Source organism: Vibrio sp. RM-41-2B, assembly GCF_024744415.1.
In the GTDB taxonomy this organism is placed as follows: domain Bacteria; phylum Pseudomonadota; class Gammaproteobacteria; order Enterobacterales; family Vibrionaceae; genus Vibrio; species Vibrio diabolicus.
This window is the reverse complement of sequence record NZ_JAMQWD010000004.1, coordinates 408131-427554: the sequence shown is the minus strand read 5'-3', so window position 1 is coordinate 427554 and position 19424 is coordinate 408131. Positions and strand designations below refer to the sequence as shown.

General features: G+C 47.0%; 21 protein-coding genes and 1 riboswitch. Of the genes, 14 read left to right on the top strand and 7 right to left on the bottom strand.

The window, feature by feature from the left end:
- Positions 1 to 546: 546 nt before the first annotated feature.
- On the bottom strand, positions 547 to 1071 hold the full coding sequence (locus NB463_RS03400) for a DUF3087 domain-containing protein (RefSeq protein WP_053809661.1): 525 nt from the start codon (positions 1069 to 1071) through the stop codon (positions 547 to 549).
- Between the two features lie 160 nt (positions 1072 to 1231).
- Between NB463_RS03400 and trmY the strand changes: the two genes are divergently transcribed.
- The gene (gene trmY / locus NB463_RS03395; RefSeq protein ID WP_005459965.1) at positions 1232 to 1831 is read left to right on the top strand and encodes a tRNA (pseudouridine(54)-N(1))-methyltransferase TrmY; all 600 of its coding nucleotides are present in this window, start codon (positions 1232 to 1234) and stop codon (positions 1829 to 1831) included.
- Positions 1832 to 1911: 80 nt separating this feature from the next.
- Here trmY and NB463_RS03390 read toward each other — a convergent pair whose 3' ends face one another.
- The gene (locus NB463_RS03390; RefSeq protein ID WP_258431543.1) at positions 1912 to 3255 is read right to left on the bottom strand and encodes a TldD/PmbA family protein; all 1344 of its coding nucleotides are present in this window, start codon (positions 3253 to 3255) and stop codon (positions 1912 to 1914) included.
- On the bottom strand, positions 3255 to 4640 hold the full coding sequence (locus NB463_RS03385; RefSeq protein ID WP_114322631.1) for a TldD/PmbA family protein: 1386 nt from the start codon (positions 4638 to 4640) through the stop codon (positions 3255 to 3257). Before NB463_RS03385 ends, NB463_RS03390 begins: the two co-directional genes overlap by 1 nt.
- Before the next feature lie 312 nt (positions 4641 to 4952).
- Positions 4953 to 5060, top strand: a riboswitch (TPP riboswitch).
- 97 nt (positions 5061 to 5157) lie between these two features.
- Here NB463_RS03385 and thiD point away from each other — a divergent pair.
- The 8 genes from thiD (at position 5158) to NB463_RS03345 (ending at position 11610) form a co-directional block, all read left to right on the top strand.
- On the top strand, positions 5158 to 6018 hold the full coding sequence (gene thiD / locus NB463_RS03380; protein ID WP_182035863.1) for a bifunctional hydroxymethylpyrimidine kinase/phosphomethylpyrimidine kinase: 861 nt from the start codon (positions 5158 to 5160) through the stop codon (positions 6016 to 6018).
- Positions 6008 to 6766, top strand: coding sequence for an ABC transporter ATP-binding protein (locus NB463_RS03375; protein WP_258431544.1), 759 nt, complete (start codon positions 6008 to 6010; stop codon positions 6764 to 6766). The genes thiD and NB463_RS03375 overlap by 11 nt, the downstream gene beginning before the upstream one ends.
- Positions 6759 to 7559 (top strand): ABC transporter permease, encoded by an 801-nt coding sequence (locus tag NB463_RS03370; protein WP_258431545.1) that lies wholly within the window; start codon positions 6759 to 6761, stop codon positions 7557 to 7559. Before NB463_RS03375 ends, NB463_RS03370 begins: the two co-directional genes overlap by 8 nt.
- A 22-nt stretch (positions 7560 to 7581) precedes the next feature.
- Complete coding sequence (locus tag NB463_RS03365; protein WP_258431546.1) at positions 7582 to 8532, top strand: ABC transporter substrate-binding protein; 951 nt, start codon at positions 7582 to 7584, stop codon at positions 8530 to 8532.
- Between the two features lie 18 nt (positions 8533 to 8550).
- Complete coding sequence (gene tenA / locus NB463_RS03360; RefSeq protein WP_006740999.1) at positions 8551 to 9213, top strand: thiaminase II; 663 nt, start codon at positions 8551 to 8553, stop codon at positions 9211 to 9213.
- 18 nt (positions 9214 to 9231) lie between these two features.
- Positions 9232 to 10023 carry a hydroxyethylthiazole kinase gene (gene thiM, locus NB463_RS03355; protein ID WP_258431548.1) on the top strand — a complete coding sequence of 264 codons (792 nt, stop codon included), beginning with the start codon at positions 9232 to 9234 and terminating at the stop codon, positions 10021 to 10023.
- A gap of 63 nt (positions 10024 to 10086) precedes the next feature.
- Complete coding sequence (gene thiE, locus NB463_RS03350; protein ID WP_258431550.1) at positions 10087 to 10701, top strand: thiamine phosphate synthase; 615 nt, start codon at positions 10087 to 10089, stop codon at positions 10699 to 10701.
- A gap of 183 nt (positions 10702 to 10884) precedes the next feature.
- Positions 10885 to 11610, top strand: a complete 726-nt coding sequence (locus NB463_RS03345) for a phosphatase PAP2 family protein (protein ID WP_258431551.1) — start codon at positions 10885 to 10887, stop codon at positions 11608 to 11610.
- A gap of 69 nt (positions 11611 to 11679) precedes the next feature.
- Here the strand turns inward: NB463_RS03345 and NB463_RS03340 are convergent, their stop codons facing one another.
- Together NB463_RS03340 and NB463_RS03335 are read right to left on the bottom strand one after the other, a co-directional pair.
- A complete protein-coding gene (locus NB463_RS03340) occupies positions 11680 to 14127 on the bottom strand; it encodes a trimethylamine-N-oxide reductase 2 (protein ID WP_258431552.1) in 2448 nt (815 codons plus the stop codon).
- A gap of 22 nt (positions 14128 to 14149) precedes the next feature.
- On the bottom strand, positions 14150 to 15244 hold the full coding sequence (locus NB463_RS03335) for a NapC/NirT family cytochrome c (RefSeq protein ID WP_005391870.1): 1095 nt from the start codon (positions 15242 to 15244) through the stop codon (positions 14150 to 14152).
- A 270-nt stretch (positions 15245 to 15514) separates the two neighbouring features.
- Between NB463_RS03335 and NB463_RS03330 the strand changes: the two genes are divergently transcribed.
- The 5 genes from NB463_RS03330 (at position 15515) to NB463_RS03310 (ending at position 18375) form a co-directional block, all read left to right on the top strand.
- Positions 15515 to 16030, top strand: coding sequence for a GNAT family N-acetyltransferase (locus NB463_RS03330; protein WP_074190226.1), 516 nt, complete (start codon positions 15515 to 15517; stop codon positions 16028 to 16030).
- Positions 16031 to 16039: 9 nt separating this feature from the next.
- Positions 16040 to 16771 carry a glucose 1-dehydrogenase gene (locus NB463_RS03325; protein ID WP_006740993.1) on the top strand — a complete coding sequence of 244 codons (732 nt, stop codon included), beginning with the start codon at positions 16040 to 16042 and terminating at the stop codon, positions 16769 to 16771.
- Position 16772: 1 nt separating this feature from the next.
- Positions 16773 to 17243, top strand: coding sequence for a GNAT family N-acetyltransferase (locus NB463_RS03320; protein ID WP_074190227.1), 471 nt, complete (start codon positions 16773 to 16775; stop codon positions 17241 to 17243).
- 118 nt (positions 17244 to 17361) lie between these two features.
- Positions 17362 to 17829 (top strand): HAD family hydrolase, encoded by a 468-nt coding sequence (locus NB463_RS03315; RefSeq protein WP_145534137.1) that lies wholly within the window; start codon positions 17362 to 17364, stop codon positions 17827 to 17829.
- Positions 17830 to 17862: 33 nt separating this feature from the next.
- The gene (locus tag NB463_RS03310) at positions 17863 to 18375 is read left to right on the top strand and encodes a GNAT family N-acetyltransferase (RefSeq protein ID WP_074190229.1); all 513 of its coding nucleotides are present in this window, start codon (positions 17863 to 17865) and stop codon (positions 18373 to 18375) included.
- Here the strand turns inward: NB463_RS03310 and NB463_RS03305 are convergent.
- Together NB463_RS03305 and NB463_RS03300 are read right to left on the bottom strand one after the other, a co-directional pair.
- On the bottom strand, positions 18359 to 18886 hold the full coding sequence (locus NB463_RS03305; RefSeq protein ID WP_258431553.1) for a hypothetical protein: 528 nt from the start codon (positions 18884 to 18886) through the stop codon (positions 18359 to 18361). The two genes, NB463_RS03310 and NB463_RS03305, sit on opposite strands and share 17 nt — an antisense overlap.
- A gap of 238 nt (positions 18887 to 19124) precedes the next feature.
- Complete coding sequence (locus tag NB463_RS03300) at positions 19125 to 19409, bottom strand: hypothetical protein (RefSeq protein ID WP_047009765.1); 285 nt, start codon at positions 19407 to 19409, stop codon at positions 19125 to 19127.
- Positions 19410 to 19424: the final 15 nt, after the last annotated feature.

Below are 19424 nucleotides of genomic sequence, written 5' to 3'. Positions count from 1 at the left end.
GTTTTTGATTCCCTAAATAAATAGGGAGAGGCTCAATGAATACTGACTTCAAAACTACTTATGTAATTTTAAAGCTATTATCGTTCCAACAGAACGATAATGAATTGACTGTGCCAAGTCCGAAGACTTGATTGGTCACTTCGTATCATTGAAACCTAATTTGAAACCCCTCTTTATTAAGAGAAATTTCTAATTGGATTATCATCAACGAGTGCCCACACAGATTGATAGGTCTATATTGTTAAAGAGCTTGCTTCGTAAGCTTTGCTATCGAAGCGGAGGCGTATTCTAAGGAATTAATTCTTAGTGTCAAACACTTTTTAAAATTAATTTTTAGAAGCTTTCTTTCGCCTTATTGCCAATTGCTTTGCCAATTGCTTTTGCGTTTCCGCTTTACCCTGACAACGGAGGCGCATTATAGGGAGATGATTTTTCTTGGCAACCCCTTTTTAGAAAAAAAACTAAAAAAAAGCGTCGAGTGATCAAATCTCACTCAAACGCTTATTTTTAGCACTCAGTTGTTAACTTCAAGTAGCAAATAGGCAATCAGTATGTGTCTACCCAGCTCTCTTTAAAGCTGGTGATATCAAGATCCAGTGATTGCGCCGCTTCGATTTGCTCAATTGCCTCTAATTCTTTATTTACACTATTCATCGTCAATGTGTTGTTGTCTAACTCAAACACTTGTTGTTGCGTTGTGTAATAGAACTTAAGCGTAGTGAGCGCTTTTACATCGTCATTGCTCGCGGCTGCTTTAATGCTTTTTAGTTTACGAAATATTTTGTTGTGCAGTTGCTTGAGCTTCCAAACGTACAGCACCTCTTCCATGTATGGTCGAGTTTTAATTTGATTCAATAAAGAGAGGGAAGTGGCGACTGCGAGAACGACACCAATCAAATTCCAATGAAAGTTTCCCGTTGATTGTTCAGGTACGACTTCAGTGTTGCCAAACAAAACAATAAGCAAGGTACTAAAGGCAAGAGATGAGATAGCGAGCAACGCAACAAAACCGCCAATCACCAGGTTTACTTTCTTTTTATAAATGTCTTTATTTATCTTTTTGATTTCCATATACCGCTCCTAACAGGGTTGCCTCCTATTCTAACCAGCACACTCCGCACGACAATCGAAGCTTTGTAAGTAAGTTCACATTTACTATTAAACTCGCATCCGTTCCCTGCTTGGGTATATACTTCCGCGCATTCACTCTTCCTATATAGAGGCTAAATTCATGCGCTCTTTTGTTTTACGAGCTCGCGCGGCGCCAACCACCAGCAAAGCACTATTAGAAGGTGTTGGTAACGAGGCGCATACCGAGATCCTTGCTCATACCATGATGAACACCATGTTCGTTGCACAATCTCACCGTGAAGATGTGGTTGTCCACTTAGTATTAGAGAGCACGAAGGATTACTCGCGCACGATTACCATTCGTTCAAACGACATTACCAATATTGGCGGTTTTCACGAGTCAACGTTGATCGCTGCCGTTGCCCGTGCGTTGGACGCATCTGTTGGTATGGGTAAAGAGCAGCTTCGCGAAGTTGAACCGGGTATTACGGTTCGTACAGTAAGCTTCGAACGCTTGGTTCAAGAACTAGCCGAAGATCACCAACTTTATATGTTGGACAAGAAAGGCGAATTTGTTCGTGATGCAGAAATTGGTGAAAACCCATGCTTCTTGTTAACTGACCATATTCCGATGCCTAAGAAGTCTTTTAACAGCTTAAAGCGCCTTGGCACAGAGAAGATCAGCTTGGGTCCTAAGATGCTTTTCGCTTCTCAGTGTGTGGTATTGATCCACAACGAACTGGATATCCGCGAATTCTAGTTATTCGCGTACACGTTGCTAGATGATGAAAGAGGACTCGATTGAGTCCTCTTTTTTGTTTCTGATTTTCTATGCCGCGCTTATTTGCCGCCAATACTCAAGCGAGCAAAACGCACATCTGGCGCGAAGAAAGTGCGGCTATCATTAATAAGCTGGGTATCACCCACAGCTTCTACTTCTTGCAGCATCTTATAGAAGTTACCTGCAACCGTAATTCCGCGCACAGGTTGAACACGTTGACCATCACGACACAAGAAACCACTCGCACCAAATGAGAAATCACCACTGACAGCATCTGCACCAGAGTGAACCCCTTGCAGTTCCACTAATTCTAGGTATTCACCTGCTTTGACTTCTGACGCACTGCTGTTGCCTGTCGCAATCACTTTATGATTTGCCGATACGTCTAAGCTCGATTTCGCACTGCGAGATGCACTTGCCGTCGACACAGCACTCAAATAATTCGCTGTTTGGCTATTGTGCAATAGCGTATTCAGTTGGCCATTGGCGATCAACACATTGTCTTGAGTTGCAAAACCTTCACTATCAAACCCTGCAATAGCCATACCATTTGGCATGTATGCCGCATCGGTAAAGGTGATCAGTTCACTTGCAACGCTTTGACCAAGCTTGTCACCCAGTGGCGAGATGCCTTTCATCGCACTCACACCAGAAAACGCACTGCCGAATGCACCAAACAGGCTGCTTAAAGCATTGATGTGGAAAATGGCCGGATAGTTACCTGTCGCAACCGGAGCGCCTTCAAGAAGATCGCGAGCAAGGTTGTAGCCACCTTCTATACAGTAAGCTGGATCCAACTCATCAAAACGGCGACCCAGTGACATTCGACCCGCCATTGACTGTTTGCCGTCTTTTTCAAACAAGGTATATGCGTAACAAGTGAACGAACGCTCGAAGTGTTGACACAATGTGCCTTGAGTATTGGCAATGATCAGTTGTGTTTCGCCATCGCTGTAACCATTGTAAGGTGCGCTAGAAGCGTGAGGCAGAGCTACTACGCCTTGCTCAAGTGCGAGAGACAGTTCAATTTTTTCATCAACCGAAGTTGTGTCTTCTTGAGCAATCTCAGCCACGTCAGTCGTGATTTGGCTGTTCACGCAACTAATGGTCTGGTGCTCGTCTTGCTTGGAAAAACGAGCGCTTTGCAGTGCATTAGTCAGCATCAAATCTAAGCTTTGTTGTTCTAACGACTCAGAATAGCTCGTTGCAACGCGCGCATCTTTCACAACACGAACACCCAGAACTTGGCTTGAGCTTACTTTGTACTCATCCAGCTTTCCTTGGTTCGCTTTCAGAGAAAAGCTGCTGTTGCGGTTTACAATGACGTCCGCTTCTGCCCCTTGGCGTTTTGCTTCTGATAGGACGTAATCAACCGCATTAAGAAGTTGTTGTTCTTGGCTCATTAGTTACCGCCTCCTACCAGAATGTTATCGACTTTCAGCGTTGGCTGACCGACTGTTGTTGGTACTGAACCACTTACTGAACCACACATGCCCGGCGCAAGCGCCATATCTTTGCCGACCATGCTGATTTCTTTCAACACTTTTGGACCCGTGCTGATCAGCGTTGCTGTTTTCAGAGGTTTGGTGATTTTGCCATTTTCAATGAGGTAAGCTTCACGAACGGCAAAGTTAAACTCGCCCGTTCCCGGTTGAACCGAGCCGCCGCCCATCTTCTTCGCATAGATACCACGTTCGATACCTGCCAGCATGTCGTCAAGTGAATGCTCGCCTTCTTCGATAAAGGTGTTACGCATACGCGAGGTTGGTGCGAACTTGTAGTTCTGACGACGACCAGAACCCGTAGGCTCATAACCTGTCTTCATGCCACCCATTTTATCGACCATAAAGCTGGTTAGCTTACCGTCTTTGATCAATTGAGTTCGCTGAGTCTTCATGCCTTCGTCATCAACATGAATCGAACCCCATTCGTTGGTCATGGTGCCATCATCGACAGCATTCACTGCAGTGTGAGCAACCATTTCGCCCATTTTGTCGTGGAATACGGACGCTTTCTTCGCAACCGAAGTGGTTTCTAGTAAGTGACCACACGCTTCATGGAAGATAACGCCGCCAAAGCCGTTACCAATTACCACTGGCATTTCACCTGATGGACAAGCATCAGCGCCAAGTTTCACTAACGCTTGCTGCGCGATAGTTTGACCCAGCTCTTTCGCATCAAGCTGTTCGCTGAACTCCCAACCAGCAAGCGCGCCAGGACCTTCCATACCAGAAGACTGCTCATTACCTTTTTGAGCAACGGTGTTACCCGCCACACGAATGTAGTGACGCGTATCGTCTACATGCAAACCTTCTGAGTTGAAGATAGACACTTGCTGCTCGCGCTGAAGCACACTACCAATGAACTGGCTGATGTACTCACTTTCTGCACGCGCAGCTTGGTCAACTTTCAATAGAAACGCGATTTTTGAATCTAAGTTGGCATCCTGACTTAACGGCATGCGGCAACCGTGTTGGATTGGGTAGCGGTTCAAATTTAAAGAACCTGCTGACGCGATTTGTTCACGCTTGTCTTTTGCCGCAAGCAATGAGGTTACGCGTTTTAGCTCGGCTTCGTCCGTGCTATTGGTGTATCCATAAAGCACTTTGTGACCGAAGAAGAGGCGAATACCGATACCAAAATCAATCCCCGAATTGACCTTGTCCACCTCACCAGATGCGATCTGGACGGTGTTAGTTTGATGATGTTCAACGAATAGTTCAGCGAAATCAGCCCCTAAAAAGAGAGCATGATCGATCACTGACTTCGCTGTTGCAGAATTAAGCATGAAGTCTCCTTGCTCGATGATCGTCTTAGCCTTCCTAATTAACTGTCGAAAAGTTCAACAAAGTTAAATTGGCAACGCGTTAAATTTTAACAGTTTTTTAACCTTGTTTTGTGCTAATCCTTGCTTAACGAGACCACGATTATTTATTAAATATTCCAGGTTCAGCTCTTTCACCAGAGCGTTGCACTAGTAAATTCCACACGACGAACCATTTAGATGCTTACTCTATCACTCACCTCGCATAATTGAATACTCAATAATAATTACTCTCAAAAAACGTATCCCTTCTACAAGGGTCCTGCTATCATCCGAGCGAAATAGTCGGGGGGCCACGCGATAAGCGTTGGCTGAGATCGAGATTCGAGACCCGTTGAACCTGATTCAGTTAGCACTGACGTAGGGAACTATGCGCACTTTGCCTTTCGCCGCTCCTCTTTGGCGAGCGATAACGATCGAACAATCGATCTATCCACAACGGTCAAAGTCAGTTCCTATACGTCTTGTAGTAGGAGCGACCATGACGCAGCAATCACAGCCATCTTTACACCAGGCACAATCACCTATAACCACCCCTGTTGTCTTAACCATCGCAGGCTCCGACAGCGGCGGCGGCGCAGGCATCCAAGCCGATATCAAAGCGATGTCCGCAACTGGCAGCTTTGCCTGCTCAGTGATTACCGCCATCACCTCACAAAACACGCAAGGCGTTTCTGCGATTTTCCCTATTCCTCTTGATCACGTTGAAAGCCAACTCGATGCAGTGTTTACCGATCTCAATATTGTGGCGGTAAAAGTCGGCATGCTGGCGGATTCGAACATCATTAAAGTCGTTGCTAACAAGATTAAGCAATACCAACCTAAACATCTTGTGATTGATCCCGTCATGGTCGCCACCAGCGGCGATTTGCTACTTGAGCAATCAGCAATCAGCACATTAAAAGAAAAACTAATTCCACTGGCAGACATCATCACTCCTAACCTGCCAGAAGGTGCAGCATTGACGGGTAAGCCAGTGCCTCAATCAGAATCTGAAATGAACGATATGATTACCGACCTTCGTGCACTTGGTGCCAAAGCTATTCTGCTCAAAGGCGGTCATCTTGAAGAAAATGAAAACAGCAACGATCTGCTGATCATGCAAAACAGTGCGGAGTTAATCAGCGCCAAGCGTTTTCCGACCAAAAACACCCACGGTACGGGCTGTACACTGTCTTCCGCCATTGCGTCTTACCTTAGTCAAGGCAACAACCTGCACAAAGCGGTGCACCTTGGTAAGCAGTACATCAGCCAAGCTATCGCACACGCGGATGAATTGGAAGTGGGGAAAGGTCACGGACCAGTGAACCACTTTTTTGCGGGTCATACTTATGTTCGCTAACGCGATTGGCATTCAGCTTTCCGATGCTAGCCTGCGATACAAAGATAGCCAAACACCGACTTTAGCAGGAATGAACATGACCATTCCCGTCGGTAAATGGACGGTATTACTCGGACGAAGTGGCTGCGGGAAAACCACAATATTGCGTTACTTAGCTGGCCTACTGGATGACCAAGTTGACTGGCATGGCGAACTCATCACAACCGATGGCGCTGCACTGCATGACCGTATCGCTTACATGGCCCAGCAAGATTTGTTGCTGCCTTGGCTTAACGTGCTGGATAACGTCTGCCTCAGCTCGCGCTTTTCTCACACCAACTCAAATCCAGCGGATGAGAAACAACGCGCTCTCAACTTGTTAGAGCACGTTGGGTTGGCAGATTACGCTTACGCCAAACCCGCTCAACTCTCTGGAGGTATGCGACAACGCGTAGCCCTTGCTCGCACTCTGATGCAAGACAAACCTTTGGTTTTGATGGATGAACCTTTCTCGGCATTAGACGCCGTGACTCGCCACAAATTGCAAACTCTCTCTGCCGAGCTACTAAAGGACAAAACCGTTGTCTTGATTACGCACGATCCGCAAGAAGCGGTGCGATTGGCACACCAACTCTATGTGTTGCAAGGCACGCCTGCTCAAGCGCAGCACTTGGTTGTTCCGGACTCCAAGCCACCAAGATCTCTCGATGGAGAGTGCGCAGCGCTACAGCAGGCGATTTTGGATCAGTTGGAGAAAGACTATGAGTGATATGACTCAGTACAACTCCGTTTCGGCGCGTATTAGTAAAAAGGAACGCGTGACACACCCAGCTCTGCGTCTGCTGATCAGCGCAGCCGTGATCTTAGGTTTGTGGCAACTCATTGTAGTGGTATTTGACATGCCAAGCTTCATCTTGCCTTCGCCAATTGAAGTATTGAATAGATTAGTGACTCGATACGACGTGCTACTCAAACACACTTGGGTAACAGCACAAGAGATCCTACTTGGCCTCGCACTCGGCTTATCAATGGGTTTGCTATTCGCTTTGCAAATGCTGATGTTCGAGCCGCTGAAGCGTTGGTTACTCCCAATTCTGATTGCTAGCCAAGCAATTCCAGTATTTGCTATCGCGCCAGTGCTCATGCTTTGGCTGGGTTACGGCATTGCATCGAAAGTAGTAATGGCGGCGATCATCATCTTTTTCCCCGTCACGACATGTTGCTACGACGGCTTACGCAATACACCAACAGGTTACCTCGATCTTGCCAAGACCATGGGCGCGTCGAAATGGCAGCTACTTCGTCATATTCAATTGCCAGCCGCGCTACCAACGTTAGCCTCAGGTATTCGTGTTGCCGTGGTTATTGCGCCAATTGGAGCAGTGGTCGGTGAGTGGGTAGGTTCAAGTGAAGGCTTGGGTTATCTGATGCTCCAAGCTAACGCTCGCATGATCATTGATGAGATGTTTGCGGCGCTGTTTATCCTCGCCATGCTGTCTATCGCACTCTATTTCACTACTGACAAATTACTGAAAAAAGCCATTCCCTGGGAAAACAAATAGGGAAAGAAAAAGGAAGAACCCCGTGAATAAAAACAAACTCATGAGCGCTGTTGCTCTGCTCGCATCAATTGTTTCAACTAACGTACTTGCTGCCGAAAAAGAGCTTACTTTAATGCTGGATTGGTTCGTCAATCCAAACCATGGTCCTATCGTAATTGCCAAAGAGCGTGGTTACTTCAAAGAGCAAGGTTTGAAGGTCAATATTCAAGAGCCTGCAGATCCAAGCACACCACCTAAACTAGTTGCGGCTGGCAAAGTCGATATGGCGATTTCATACCAACCTAGCCTGACCATCGACGTAGCGGCTGGCTTGCCATTAATTCGCTCTGCGACCTTAATTGCAACTCCCCTCAACACGTTGATGGTGTTGGATAACGGTAAGAACGATAACCTTGGCGACCTTAAAGGCAAGAAAATCGGTATTGCTATCGCAGGTAACGAAGAGGCGACAATCGGAACCATGCTTGCGCAGGAGAACGTGAAGTTTTCTGACGTGCAAATCATCAACGTCGGTTGGGCTCTCTCTTCCTCTCTCGCATCCGGTAAAGTAGACGCTATTTGGGGCGGCTTGCGTAACTTCGAAACCAACCAACTTGCGCTAGAAGGCTACAAAGCCAAAGCCTTCTTCCCAGAAGAGCACGGCGTACCAGCGTATGACGAACTGGTGTTTGTGGCGAATGCAAAAACCTACGACAAAGCCGCTATCAAAGCGTTCAACAAAGCGCTGGAGCAAGCGACCACTTACATCGTCAACCATCCTAAAGAGTCTTGGAAAGAGTTTGTCGCTTACTCGCCAGACACACTAAACAACGAGCTCAACCAACGCGCTTGGAATGACACGTTAACTCGTTTCGCGCTTCGCCCATCAGCAGTCGATCTAAAACGCTATGACGACTACGCCGAGTTCATGTATTCACAAAAAATCATCGAAACGCTACCAAAAGCGAAAGATTACGTACCGAACTTTGACTAATTACGAGGCAGCCCCATTATGAAATACCAAGATTTGATCGACGCTTGCCGCCAAGATTGGCAAGAATACACCGAGCATGCCTTCGTGCAGCAATTGGCCAAAGGCACTCTGGCTCAACCTTGTTTTCTGCATTACTTAAAGCAAGATTTCTTATTCCTAAAACAGTACGCACGAGCTTATGCGCTGGCAATCTACAAAGCGCGTACGTTAGACGATATGCGCCGCGCACTACCAAGCGTACATGCGCTTTTAGATTCAGAGATTGCCCACCATGTTACCTACTGCGGTCAGTGGGGATTAACGGAATCTGATCTCGAAAACGAGCCGGAAGACTTTGGCACGGTGGCTTACACGCGCTACGTATTGGATGCGGGAATGACGGGCGACTTAGTTGACTTATATGCCGCGCTCGCCCCTTGCTCCATCGGCTACGCCGTCATTGGTAAAATGCTGATTGAAGATGAAAACACGGTATTCGAAGGCAATCCTTACGCAAGTTGGATTAACTTGTACGGCGGTGAAGAGTTCCAATCTGGCGTGGCAAGTGGGGCCGAACACTTTAACCAGCTACTGGCTGAAATCGACATCCACAGCCAGCGCGGTCAAAACCTGATTCAGGTCTTCAAAACCGCAACGCGTATGGAAGTGGCGTTTTGGCAACAAGGTCTAAACGCGCAATAAGGTTAATTGGAGAATCTCATGTTAATAGAACAAATCACTCAAGCATTAACCGCAGTGCGTCAGCAAAAGCCTTTAGTCGTGAACATTACCAACTACGTGGTGATGAACAACACGGCGAACGCTTTGTTGGCTATCGGTGCTTCGCCAATCATGGCGCATTCAAAGCAAGAAATGGCAGAAATGATGTCGTTTGCTGGCGCTTTGGTGATCAACATCGGCACCCTAGACAGCGTTTGGACGCCGCGCATGAGCTATGCCGTCGAGCAAGCCAACTCGAACGGTAAAATCGTTGTGCTCGACCCTGTCGGTTGCGGTGCAAGTTCACTACGTACCGAAACCTCGCGCGAAATCGCCCGCCTTGCAAACAAGTTAATCATTCGTGGTAATGCGTCCGAAATCATTGCTCTCGCTGGTGAGCAAGCGCAAAGCAAAGGTGTAGATGCACTCGACAGTAGTGATGCAGCCCTTGGGGCGGCTCACTTCTTAATTGAAGAATATGGAGCGAGCGTGGTGATCTCCGGCGAAACTGACTACATCGTGACAAAAGAGCAAACCGTCCAGTTGAATAATGGTCACGAGATGATGCCTTACGTGACGGGCATGGGCTGCACACTGACGGCACTGACTGGCGCTTTCGCAGCAATCGGCGACGAAACAGGCCTTGCTGCGGCAGCGGTGCTTGGCGTTGTGGGTGAAATTGCGGCTGAGCAAGCGCGAGGGCCAGGTAGCTTGCAAATGCATCTTTTGGATGAGCTTTACCAACTGGATGAAGAAACACTTGCAACACGTCTTACATTACAAGTGAGATAATTCGCTTCTCAATGCTTTAAACGCCTCTCACTCCAACGAAAGTGGGAGGCGAAAGGAAACACAATGAACGCCTATCGTTTGTATTTGGTCACCGACGACCAACAAGATTTATCCACTCTCAAACACGTTGTAAGAAAGGCGGTAGAAGGCGGGGTCACCATGGTACAGGTGCGCGAAAAACATGGTGACGTTCGTGCATTTATTGAACGAGCTCAAGCCGTGAAGACGATCCTTGAAGGCACTGGCGTCCCGTTAGTCATCAATGATCGTGTTGATGTTGCCCTTGCCGTCGATGCCGATGGTGTTCACCTCGGACAGTCAGACATGCCAGCAGAGATCGCTCGTCAATTGATTGGCCCAAACAAGATTCTCGGCTTATCGATTGAGACTGAAGAGCAGCTGGCAGAGGCGGATTCTCTGCCCATTGATTACATCGGCTTGAGTGCCATCTTCGCTACGCCAACCAAAACCAACACCAAAAAACACTGGGGTATAGAAGGTTTAAAGGTGGCGCTGAACACCACGTCCTTACCAATCGTCGCTATTGGTGGCATCAACGAAACCAACATTCCTGCTCTGAGTGCGACAGGTGTGCATGGTTTGGCTTTGGTTTCTGCCATTTGTCATGCAGAAAACCCAACCAAAGCAGCAGAATACTTACTTTCTCTGATGGATTAAGACCCCAACGCTTAAGGATGAGCGCCTTTACCCTCCAGATAAATGTCATCAATTCATCACTCAACCTTCATTCTCTCGTCAAATTGACAAAGCGTTGATAAGTTTTTCACGCCAGATAACGTAAGATAAGCCCCTTATTTTCACGTGGTTGAATAACCCTCAATAAAAACAAAAACGCTCTCAATGAAAACCAAAAAATATGGATTGATGATGCTCGCCTTGTTTGTTCTTGGCATCATCACAATGTCGCTGTTTGGCTCTTATCACAATCTCACTTCACAGGTGCCTGAAAGTCTGGGTATTACTTTTACTTTGCTCACTGACTCTGCGGGCAGCAAAGGCTTTTTAATTACCTTAACGCTGCTACTGCTTTCTTTATTTCGCTTTAAACCAAGTCGCACTGAGTGGATGCAAAAACTCTCAATGTTAGGGCTGTTACTTGTGATTGGCTTTGCCAGCAAAACGGGGCTAAAACTGATGACAGAAAGCCCGCGCCCATACACGGAATTGCTCGCAGCAGAACAATTGATTGAAACACCAGAAACGTTTTATCAGTTGGAGACAAAGCAACAAGCCAACGTAATTAACCAGATTTCTGAACAAGTCAGTGATTGGCGGACACGCCATTGGCAAGGCGAGAAAGACTATTCTTTCCCATCCGGCCATACGATTTTCGTTTCGATTTGTTTGGCTTTCTTTGGTGGGTTGTTCTTACAGAACAAGTGCTATATCTCTGCACTGTCATTGTGGATGTGGGGAATGAGCGTCGCATATAGCCGCTTATGGCTGGGCATGCATCGCCCTGAAGATTTAATAGGTTCGGTCTTGTTTGTCGCTATTGTATTTACTTTACTCCCGACATTTCAAATTAAGAAACAGATGCCATTTGTTTCTCTCGCTTCGCGCTAATGTGAACGATGACTAGATAAAAAAGAAGCCAGCGATTCGCTGGCTTCTTGCTTTCAAGCGCTACTTTTTTTAGCCATTTTTTGGTGGTTCAAAGGCTGTTAGTTCTAATTCTGGGCCAGTGTATTTTTCAATACGAACCAGTGCCGAGTTCGCCGCACAGCCGTTTGCAAGTCGAGAGGTCGGAATATCCAACGTTAACACGTTACAACCGCCGTTCTTACAAATGCCGGTTTTCGGATCCAAATCCGGCCAACCGCCTTCATGAATACACACTGAACCTTGCTTGATTCGGTCAGTCACTTCTGCACCAACCAATACTTGGCCACGGTTGTTAAACGCACGAACTAGATCGCCCGTTTTAATACCACGCGCTTTCGCATCTTCAGGGTGAATCCAAATAGGTTCACGGTTTGCAATTGCGTACTCTTCGCGAATCTTCGCGTAGTTAAACTGGCTGTGTAGACGATGCGCTGCGTGCGCGGTCATCAGCTGCAACTCGCCATCTTTTGCATTGCCGGTGTACTCGGTTGGTGCCATCCATGTTGGGTGTGGAGGACAGTCTTCCAACTGGTAACCTTCAATCGTTTTCGAGAAGATTTCAATCTTACCACTTGGCGTACCTAGCGGGTTCATGATCGGGTCTTCACGGAAATCCGCGTAACGAACAAACTGTGCGTTCTTCTCGTTCCACTTCATCTCGATCAGTTGGTTATCTTCCCAGAACTTGCTGAAGTTCGGCATTGCTACGCGAGAGCCACGGCCACCTTGTTGCGCCACCTTGTAGAAGCCGTACAGCCATTCCATTTCAGTTTTACCTTCGGTGTACACATCACGTCCACCCGGTGCTAGCATCTCCGCCATGTCCGCGAATACATCGAAGTCATTACGCGCTTCACCTTGCGGCTCAACCACTTGCTTCATTGGCACCAAGTGTTGGTTACTGTAGTCCCCCGTCATCGTTAAGTCGTTGCGCTCGAACGATGTGGTGATTGGTAGGACGATGTCCGCGTGCTTCGCAGCCGCTGTCCAGTAAGGTTCTGAAATCACGATCAGTTCAGGCTTTTGCCACGCTTTAATCAAGCGGTTGGTATCTTGGTGGTGAGTAAAGTTCGCACCGCCAGCCCACCAAATCATCTTAATGTTCGGGAACGTAAGTTCATGACCGTTGTGATGGTAGGATTGACCTGGGTTTTCCAACGCCTCGACAATACGCGCCACAGGGAAGCTTTGCACCGCGCCAGACACTGCCCAGTCGTTACCCGCAGAAGAGCCACCACCCAGTGATGCCGAAATCGCAGGAAGAACGCCAGCATCACGAGCAGGGTTACCACCGTTTGAGTAGTGGTAAGAGAAACCAAAACCACCGCCCGGTAAACCGATTTGACCCAACATCGTTGCCAGTGTAACCAGCATCCAGTGACGCTGCTCACCGTATTGTTGGCGCTGCATGCCCCAACCCGCCATCAGCATGGTGCGGTTTTTACTGAAGATGTCAGCCAGTAGCTCAAGTTGCTTCGCAGGTACGCCACAGATTTGTGATGCCCATTCTGCTGATTTTTCTACGCCGTCTTCTTCGCCCATCAGGTACGCTTCAAACTTGTCGTAACCTGCGGTGTATTTATCGAGGAAGGCTTTATCGTGCTTACCTTGTTTCACTAAGGTGTGTGCGATACCCATCATCATTGCCACGTCGGTCATTGGGTGAGGAGCAATCCACTCCGCATTCTCGCCAAAGAACTCGATGGTTTCAGAACGAATAGGGTCAATCGCAATAACCGTCTTGCCTGATTTTTTTAATTGATGGAAGAACTCTAGACCAGCACAGTCTGTTGAGCTCCACGCGATTTTTAGGGTGTTGATCGGGTTTAAGCCCCAAAGTACAACCACGTCGCTGTGCTCTAGTACCACTGGGTACGTGGTTTGTTGCTCGTACACTTCGATAGAGCCCACAACGTGCGGCATGATGATCTGCGCAGCACCCGTTGAGTAGTCACCCAAGTGGCCTGAATAGCCGCCCGCCATGCTCATGTAACGTTGCAGCAAGGTTTGTGCTTTGTGCAGCACGCCACTTGAACGCCAGCCGTAAGAACCAGCAAACACAGAAGCTGGGCCATATTCTTTGCGAATTCGCATGTGCTGCTCGTGGATCAGCTTGTAAGCCTCATCCCAAGACACACGCACAAACTCATCACTACCGCGCACACCTTCTGGCGACGATGGGTTTGCCAAGTAGCCTTTACGTACCATTGGGTACTTCACACGCGCCTTGGTATGCACTTGGTCAGGCCCTGTAGTTTGTAGACTATTTGGTACAGTTTGTGGCAGAGCATTAGTGGTCGATACTAGCTTGCCATCTTTCACTTCACATAACATTGGGCCCATGCGGCCCGCTGTCAAAATGCCCTTGCCACGCTGGTTTGAAGACGCAACAGACATAGGCGCAAAAGAAGTAAATGCCATGGCGCCAGCCGCCATACCTGTGCCTTTTAGAAATCCACGACGGGTTAAATTAGTCATAATCTTATCCTTCTATTTATCGTTAGTGACCAACCACATCTTTCGCGTGGTGCTGGAAGAACTTAGTAAGAATTTCTAGGTTTTCGGCAGTGATGTCTGTTCGATCACCCATACTCTTCGCCACTGGTCCCCATGCGTTCACTGTGAAGTGATTTGAAGGAATTTTCGCGTGACAAGTTGCACAATAAACGTTGTCTAGCTCTTCTGCGTATGACCAAACTGGGTCAAGCGTATCCACAACAGGAGAATCGATCGTGCCTGTTAGTGACACTGCGCGCCATTCGTTGCCGTAAACGTCGGCCTTAAACTCACCGCCCTCAAGAGCTTGCTGACCTTGCTCGGTTAGCGTTGCTACGATGGCACGTTGACCTTCACCCATGTACAGCACTTGCTCTGCGCCTTTCATTTGGAATGCGTCCAACTTAACAGTACGCTCATCACCTTCAGAGCTGATTACTTCTAACTTCGTCGTTGGGTTAATTTTACCCATTTCACCCATTGCGATTTCAGTCACAGGGTAAACGACTTTGGCACCAGGTGATGTTTTTGTGGTGAAGCTCATCAACGTTTCAAATGCCTTGCTGTCTAGCTCAGCTTCTGGTGCAAAGTGAGCAACGCCTTTGTGACAATCGATACACGTTTGATCGTTCGCTTTTGCGTACTCGTGCATTTTCGCTGCATCGCGAGATTGCTCAAATTCTTCCATCGCGTCAAAGTCGTGGCAAGAACGGCACGTTGCAGAGTCGTTTTCACGGAACTGCTCCCACACCATCTCCGCAAGCTCTTTGCGGTGCGCTTCGTATTTTTCTGGCGTGTCGATCTTGCCAGTCACGAACTCATGGTAGATGTCTTTCGATGCACGAATCTTCGTGATCAGGTAGTCCATCGGTTCTTGTGGGATGTGGCAATCAGAACACTCGGCACGAATGCCTTTCGCATTACTGAAGTGCACTGAGCCTTGGTACTCTTTGTAAGGGATTTCCATAGAGTGGCACGAGAGACAGAACTCAGTATCAGAGGTGTAATGCATTACCGCTGCAGTACCACCTAATGTTAACCAGCCCACACCAATGCCGGCAGCAACCAGCAGTGCAACATATCGTTTTTTTATTGACATAATTAGCAACACTTCCAAATAAAATGTAATTATAGATCGCAAAATACTACTTTATGGGTAGTCCTCTCTTGATCCACATCATTTCCGTGTTGCTCTATGTGTCTCAAGTATGAAATTTCGTTATTTTCATCCCATAAATGAATATTCAGTAAGAATTCATTACCCAACCAGGCATTCACCACACAAATCACTTTTGTAAGTGCAACCGTTTGATTAAAGAGATAAGAGGATGAGAAACTGGCTCTCTACATAAATGCTGTAAGGACACGCATGTCAGTTTATATTGAGACTCACCGAAACCGATTAAGACCTATCGAAGCCAGCGATTGGGAACTATTTCAGCGATTACATTCCGAACCAGAGATCATTGAGCTCTGTTTTGATCGCCCGAGCGAAAAACAAATAAAAGAAAAATTTGCTTCGCGATTATTACCATGGACACCAGACAGTCCGCACTGGCTTTGCCTCGTCATACTCGATAAGCAATCTGAACAACCGATTGGCGTCACTGGCCTTGCCATTGAAGAAGGTAACGCAGAGGTGGGTTACTTACTTTTGCCTGAATTTCATGGCCGACAGTTTGGAACAGAAACCCTTCAAGCGCTTCTAAATTGGGCGAGAGCAACACATGACATTGACCGCTTTTCCGCTACGGTCACTGAAGGGAATATTGCTTCAGAGCGTGTTCTCATGAAGTGCGGATTCGAGCTATCTGAAGTCATTCCTGACGCATACCAAATTGGCGACAAGCGTTACGCCGACAAAATCTACTCGCTACAAAAATAAGGATGTATTTTGAATAAAGTAGTCATCGTTACTGGCGCAAGCCGAGGCATTGGAGCCGCAACAGCGAAAAAACTGGCCGAGCAAGGCTATGCCGTGTGTGTTAATTACCGTGCGCAAAGTGAAGCAGCTCACCAAGTGGTCAGAGACATACAAGCAAATGGCGGAAAAGCGATCGCCGTTCAAGCAGATGTATCGGACGAGCAACAAGTGCTCAATCTTTTCGATGCAACAGAAAACGCACTAGGCTCAGTCACCCATTTGGTCAACAACGTTGGCATTCTATTTACTCAGTCACCGTTGGCGGAAATCAGCTTGGAACGCTTTCAGAAAGTAATGAACACTAATGTGAATAGCTGCTTTCTCTGTTGTAGAGAAGCGGCGAAGCGATTCAGTACTGGTGGCGCAATTGTGAATGTTTCTTCTGGGGCATCACGCTCAGGCGCGCCATTCGAATATGTCGATTACGCCACATCAAAAGGCGCAATGGATACCTTAACCAAAGGGCTATCGCTTGAATTGGCAGACCGAAATATTCGCGTCAATGGCGTTCGACCTGGTTTCATTTATACCGATATGCACGCCGATGGTGGAGAACCAAACCGAGTGGATAGGCTCAGCCCTCAAATTCCACTGAAACGGGGCGGTACGGTAGAAGAAGTGGCGAATGCGATCGCTTGGCTACTCAGTGATGAAGCTTCTTATGTTACAGGCTCTTTTATCGATCTTTCAGGCGGTAAGTAAAATGGAAGTCAACATTCGACAAGCAACTCCTGACGATTTGGATGCAATTTTTGAATTAAACCTACAAATCAACGCACTGCATTTTGCCAACGCGCCTGAAGCTTTTGTAGCACCTTCGGAAGACGACCGAGCGTTCCTCACTCAGGCTCTCGAGAATGATGAACGCTTGTTTTTAGTCGCAGAACATGAAAAGGAGGTAGTCGGCTTTTTAACCGCGATGATCACTCAGAATGAAACCGTCAGCTTTCTGATCAAAGATCCAATTTGTCGAGTAGGAACGATTGTCGTCAATGAAGAACAAAAGCAGCAGGGTATCGGTCGCCAACTGCTTGAGGCTTGTGAGCAATGGGCTCGCGATGCCAATGCTACACAAGTTCGATTAGAAGTGATGGAATTCAATCAATCAGCACAGCGGTTTTACGACAAGCAAGGTTTTAAAACTAACTCACGCATTATGCTGAAACATTTGTAACGATAACGACAATTAAGCGCTTTTCACGACTAAAGCCACCTAAATCGCATTTATCGATGCAATTTATCCCCTGATTTTAGAAAAGACGATATGATGTGCGGATAAAGGAGATTCGAACATGATTTATCTTTTCGATTGGGGGAACACCTTAATGGTGGATTTCCCTCACGCACAAGGAAAAATGTGCGATTGGGAACACGTAGAAACGATTCCTCTGGCCAAAAAAACACTGGCAACACTTTCCCAAAATCATGCTATTTACGTCGCGACCAGTGCGTCTGATTCCAACATGGAAGAGGTTCAGCGTGCGTTCGTCCGCGTCGACTTAGACCAGTACTTAAATGGCTACTTTTGTTTTGCCAATCTCGGCATCGCTAAAAACCAACCTGAGTTTTATCTTGCTATCGCAAAACAGCTAGGGGTTAACGTGAGTGAGTTAACTATGGTTGGCGACTTGCCTTATAAAGACATTTACCCTGCAATGCAAGCTGGCGTAAATACGATTTGGTTTAATCCAACAGGAGCCAATGCGCCAGCCGATCCCATTCCGAATCAAATTCGCTGTTTATCTGAACTCGTACCTTAACCATCACTAACCTGCACTAATCAAGGAAGATGAATGCAAATCAGACCCATCCAGGTAAGCGATATCGAGCGCTTTACCGAACTGTGGAACCGAGTCTATGCCGAAGGTAAATACCTGCGCAGTCCGGCTCCAGATAAAGACACCCTGACCAATATTTTACGTCGCGTAGAACTTGAATCGATTCCTCAATTTGTTGCTTTGGACCATCACGTTCTGATTGGTAGTGTAGAGATTTTTCCTGCCGAACTGTGCGGTTATGAAGGCGGTCAACTCACTAGCACAGGCATTTTAGGTATTCATATCGATAGAACATTCAGAGGAAAAGGGCTAGGTAAGCAGCTATTGTCTGTCGCACTTAAAAGTGCCTGGGAATATGGTTACGACACCATTGTACTTAATGTTTATAAGGACAACCTTGCCGCGATAGCGTTGTACGAACGATTTGGATTTGAGCACCATGGTGAACTAGGAGAAGTCACTCTCCCCAATGGCGAAGTGTTGATGAGTCAGAAGATGATGTTAAGCGCGCCTAACAATCCTCAGTAACGTGCCCTCGGACGATAGACTCTGTGGATGCTTGATTTACATAATAGAAATAGCATGCCTCTTCTGCCAAGGTATACCCTTGCGGCCAAATGTACACCACCCGATCAAGACCTGACTGGTCGACAAATTGATAATCGGGAATAGACACAAAGTGGGTACTATTTGGGTGTTGCTGACCAATAATACAAAAGTCACTGCCTTTGCAGGGAACATCAATTTTGGACACGCCACTCTGCGGCAAATCGATTTCTAATAACGCGCCAATGCTATTGGCGCTCGCTTCTGGCATACCACTTAAGGTTTTTACGTTCCTATCAATATAGTGGACTTGGTTTTGCTCGGCAGCATTGTCTATCACCACTCGGGCGTTAAAAAATTTAAGCGCGGTACCCAATGACGAATTGGAACTGTGTAACATCGACGCATAGGCTTGGCGCTGAATGTGGAGTAGTGTTGGCAACGCAGCCAAAGCGATGAAAGCCAAAGTGGCGAGCACTATGGTGATTTCCATCAGAGTAAATCCCTTTAATCTCACTTTTTTATCTCAGCAGAATGAATGGTCGTTTGCCTCACATCCATGTGAGACCTTGCCAATATATCGCTGATTTAAAACGTTTAAAGCCCTAGTAGATGACAAACAAGAGTCATGGGCCAAAGTTGAGACCGCTCGCCAAGTTACTATGCAAACGCACACATTTATGTGTCAATTTTAGGACTTTATTTATCAATCACTTATTTACTGAAGTAGATTACCCGAGTAGTGGAACGTTATTACGAACAAGTCCGCGACGTACGTTAGTGCACATCTTCCCGAAACGACGGATCTCATCAAACTGCGGAATCACACCCCGCTCCATTGCCGACTCCCAATAAGTAACCTCTGAATCGACCATTTCTAATAATTTCTTTGGACAACCGATGCACTGCCCTTCCGGCCCACACACAAAAGTTTCCGGTTCGTAAATCGGTAGCTCAGCTTTTACTTGCTCGATGATATTACGCATCGCGGTCATTCGATCTGGCTTTAACGTCATCACTCTGCTCCACGG

Excerpts from the sequence above, each read along its gene's own strand:
- NB463_RS03400 (WP_053809661.1), bottom strand. The coding sequence starts at position 1,071 with ATGGAAATCAAAAAGATAAATAAAGACATTTATAAAAAGAAAGTAAAC.
- trmY (WP_005459965.1), top strand. The coding sequence starts at position 1,232 with ATGCGCTCTTTTGTTTTACGAGCTCGCGCGGCGCCAACCACCAGCAAA.
- NB463_RS03390 (WP_258431543.1), bottom strand. The coding sequence starts at position 3,255 with ATGAGCCAAGAACAACAACTTCTTAATGCGGTTGATTACGTCCTATCA.
- NB463_RS03385 (WP_114322631.1), bottom strand. The coding sequence starts at position 4,640 with ATGCTTAATTCTGCAACAGCGAAGTCAGTGATCGATCATGCTCTCTTT.
- thiD (WP_182035863.1), top strand. The coding sequence starts at position 5,158 with ATGACGCAGCAATCACAGCCATCTTTACACCAGGCACAATCACCTATA.
- NB463_RS03375 (WP_258431544.1), top strand. The coding sequence starts at position 6,008 with ATGTTCGCTAACGCGATTGGCATTCAGCTTTCCGATGCTAGCCTGCGA.
- NB463_RS03370 (WP_258431545.1), top strand. The coding sequence starts at position 6,759 with ATGAGTGATATGACTCAGTACAACTCCGTTTCGGCGCGTATTAGTAAA.
- tenA (WP_006740999.1), top strand. The coding sequence starts at position 8,551 with ATGAAATACCAAGATTTGATCGACGCTTGCCGCCAAGATTGGCAAGAA.
- thiM (WP_258431548.1), top strand. The coding sequence starts at position 9,232 with ATGTTAATAGAACAAATCACTCAAGCATTAACCGCAGTGCGTCAGCAA.
- thiE (WP_258431550.1), top strand. The coding sequence starts at position 10,087 with ATGAACGCCTATCGTTTGTATTTGGTCACCGACGACCAACAAGATTTA.
- NB463_RS03345 (WP_258431551.1), top strand. The coding sequence starts at position 10,885 with ATGAAAACCAAAAAATATGGATTGATGATGCTCGCCTTGTTTGTTCTT.
- NB463_RS03340 (WP_258431552.1), bottom strand. The coding sequence starts at position 14,127 with ATGACTAATTTAACCCGTCGTGGATTTCTAAAAGGCACAGGTATGGCG.
- NB463_RS03335 (WP_005391870.1), bottom strand. The coding sequence starts at position 15,244 with ATGTCAATAAAAAAACGATATGTTGCACTGCTGGTTGCTGCCGGCATT.
- NB463_RS03330 (WP_074190226.1), top strand. The coding sequence starts at position 15,515 with ATGTCAGTTTATATTGAGACTCACCGAAACCGATTAAGACCTATCGAA.
- NB463_RS03320 (WP_074190227.1), top strand. The coding sequence starts at position 16,773 with ATGGAAGTCAACATTCGACAAGCAACTCCTGACGATTTGGATGCAATT.
- NB463_RS03315 (WP_145534137.1), top strand. The coding sequence starts at position 17,362 with ATGATTTATCTTTTCGATTGGGGGAACACCTTAATGGTGGATTTCCCT.
- NB463_RS03310 (WP_074190229.1), top strand. The coding sequence starts at position 17,863 with ATGCAAATCAGACCCATCCAGGTAAGCGATATCGAGCGCTTTACCGAA.
- NB463_RS03305 (WP_258431553.1), bottom strand. The coding sequence starts at position 18,886 with ATGGAAATCACCATAGTGCTCGCCACTTTGGCTTTCATCGCTTTGGCT.
- NB463_RS03300 (WP_047009765.1), bottom strand. The coding sequence starts at position 19,409 with ATGACGTTAAAGCCAGATCGAATGACCGCGATGCGTAATATCATCGAG.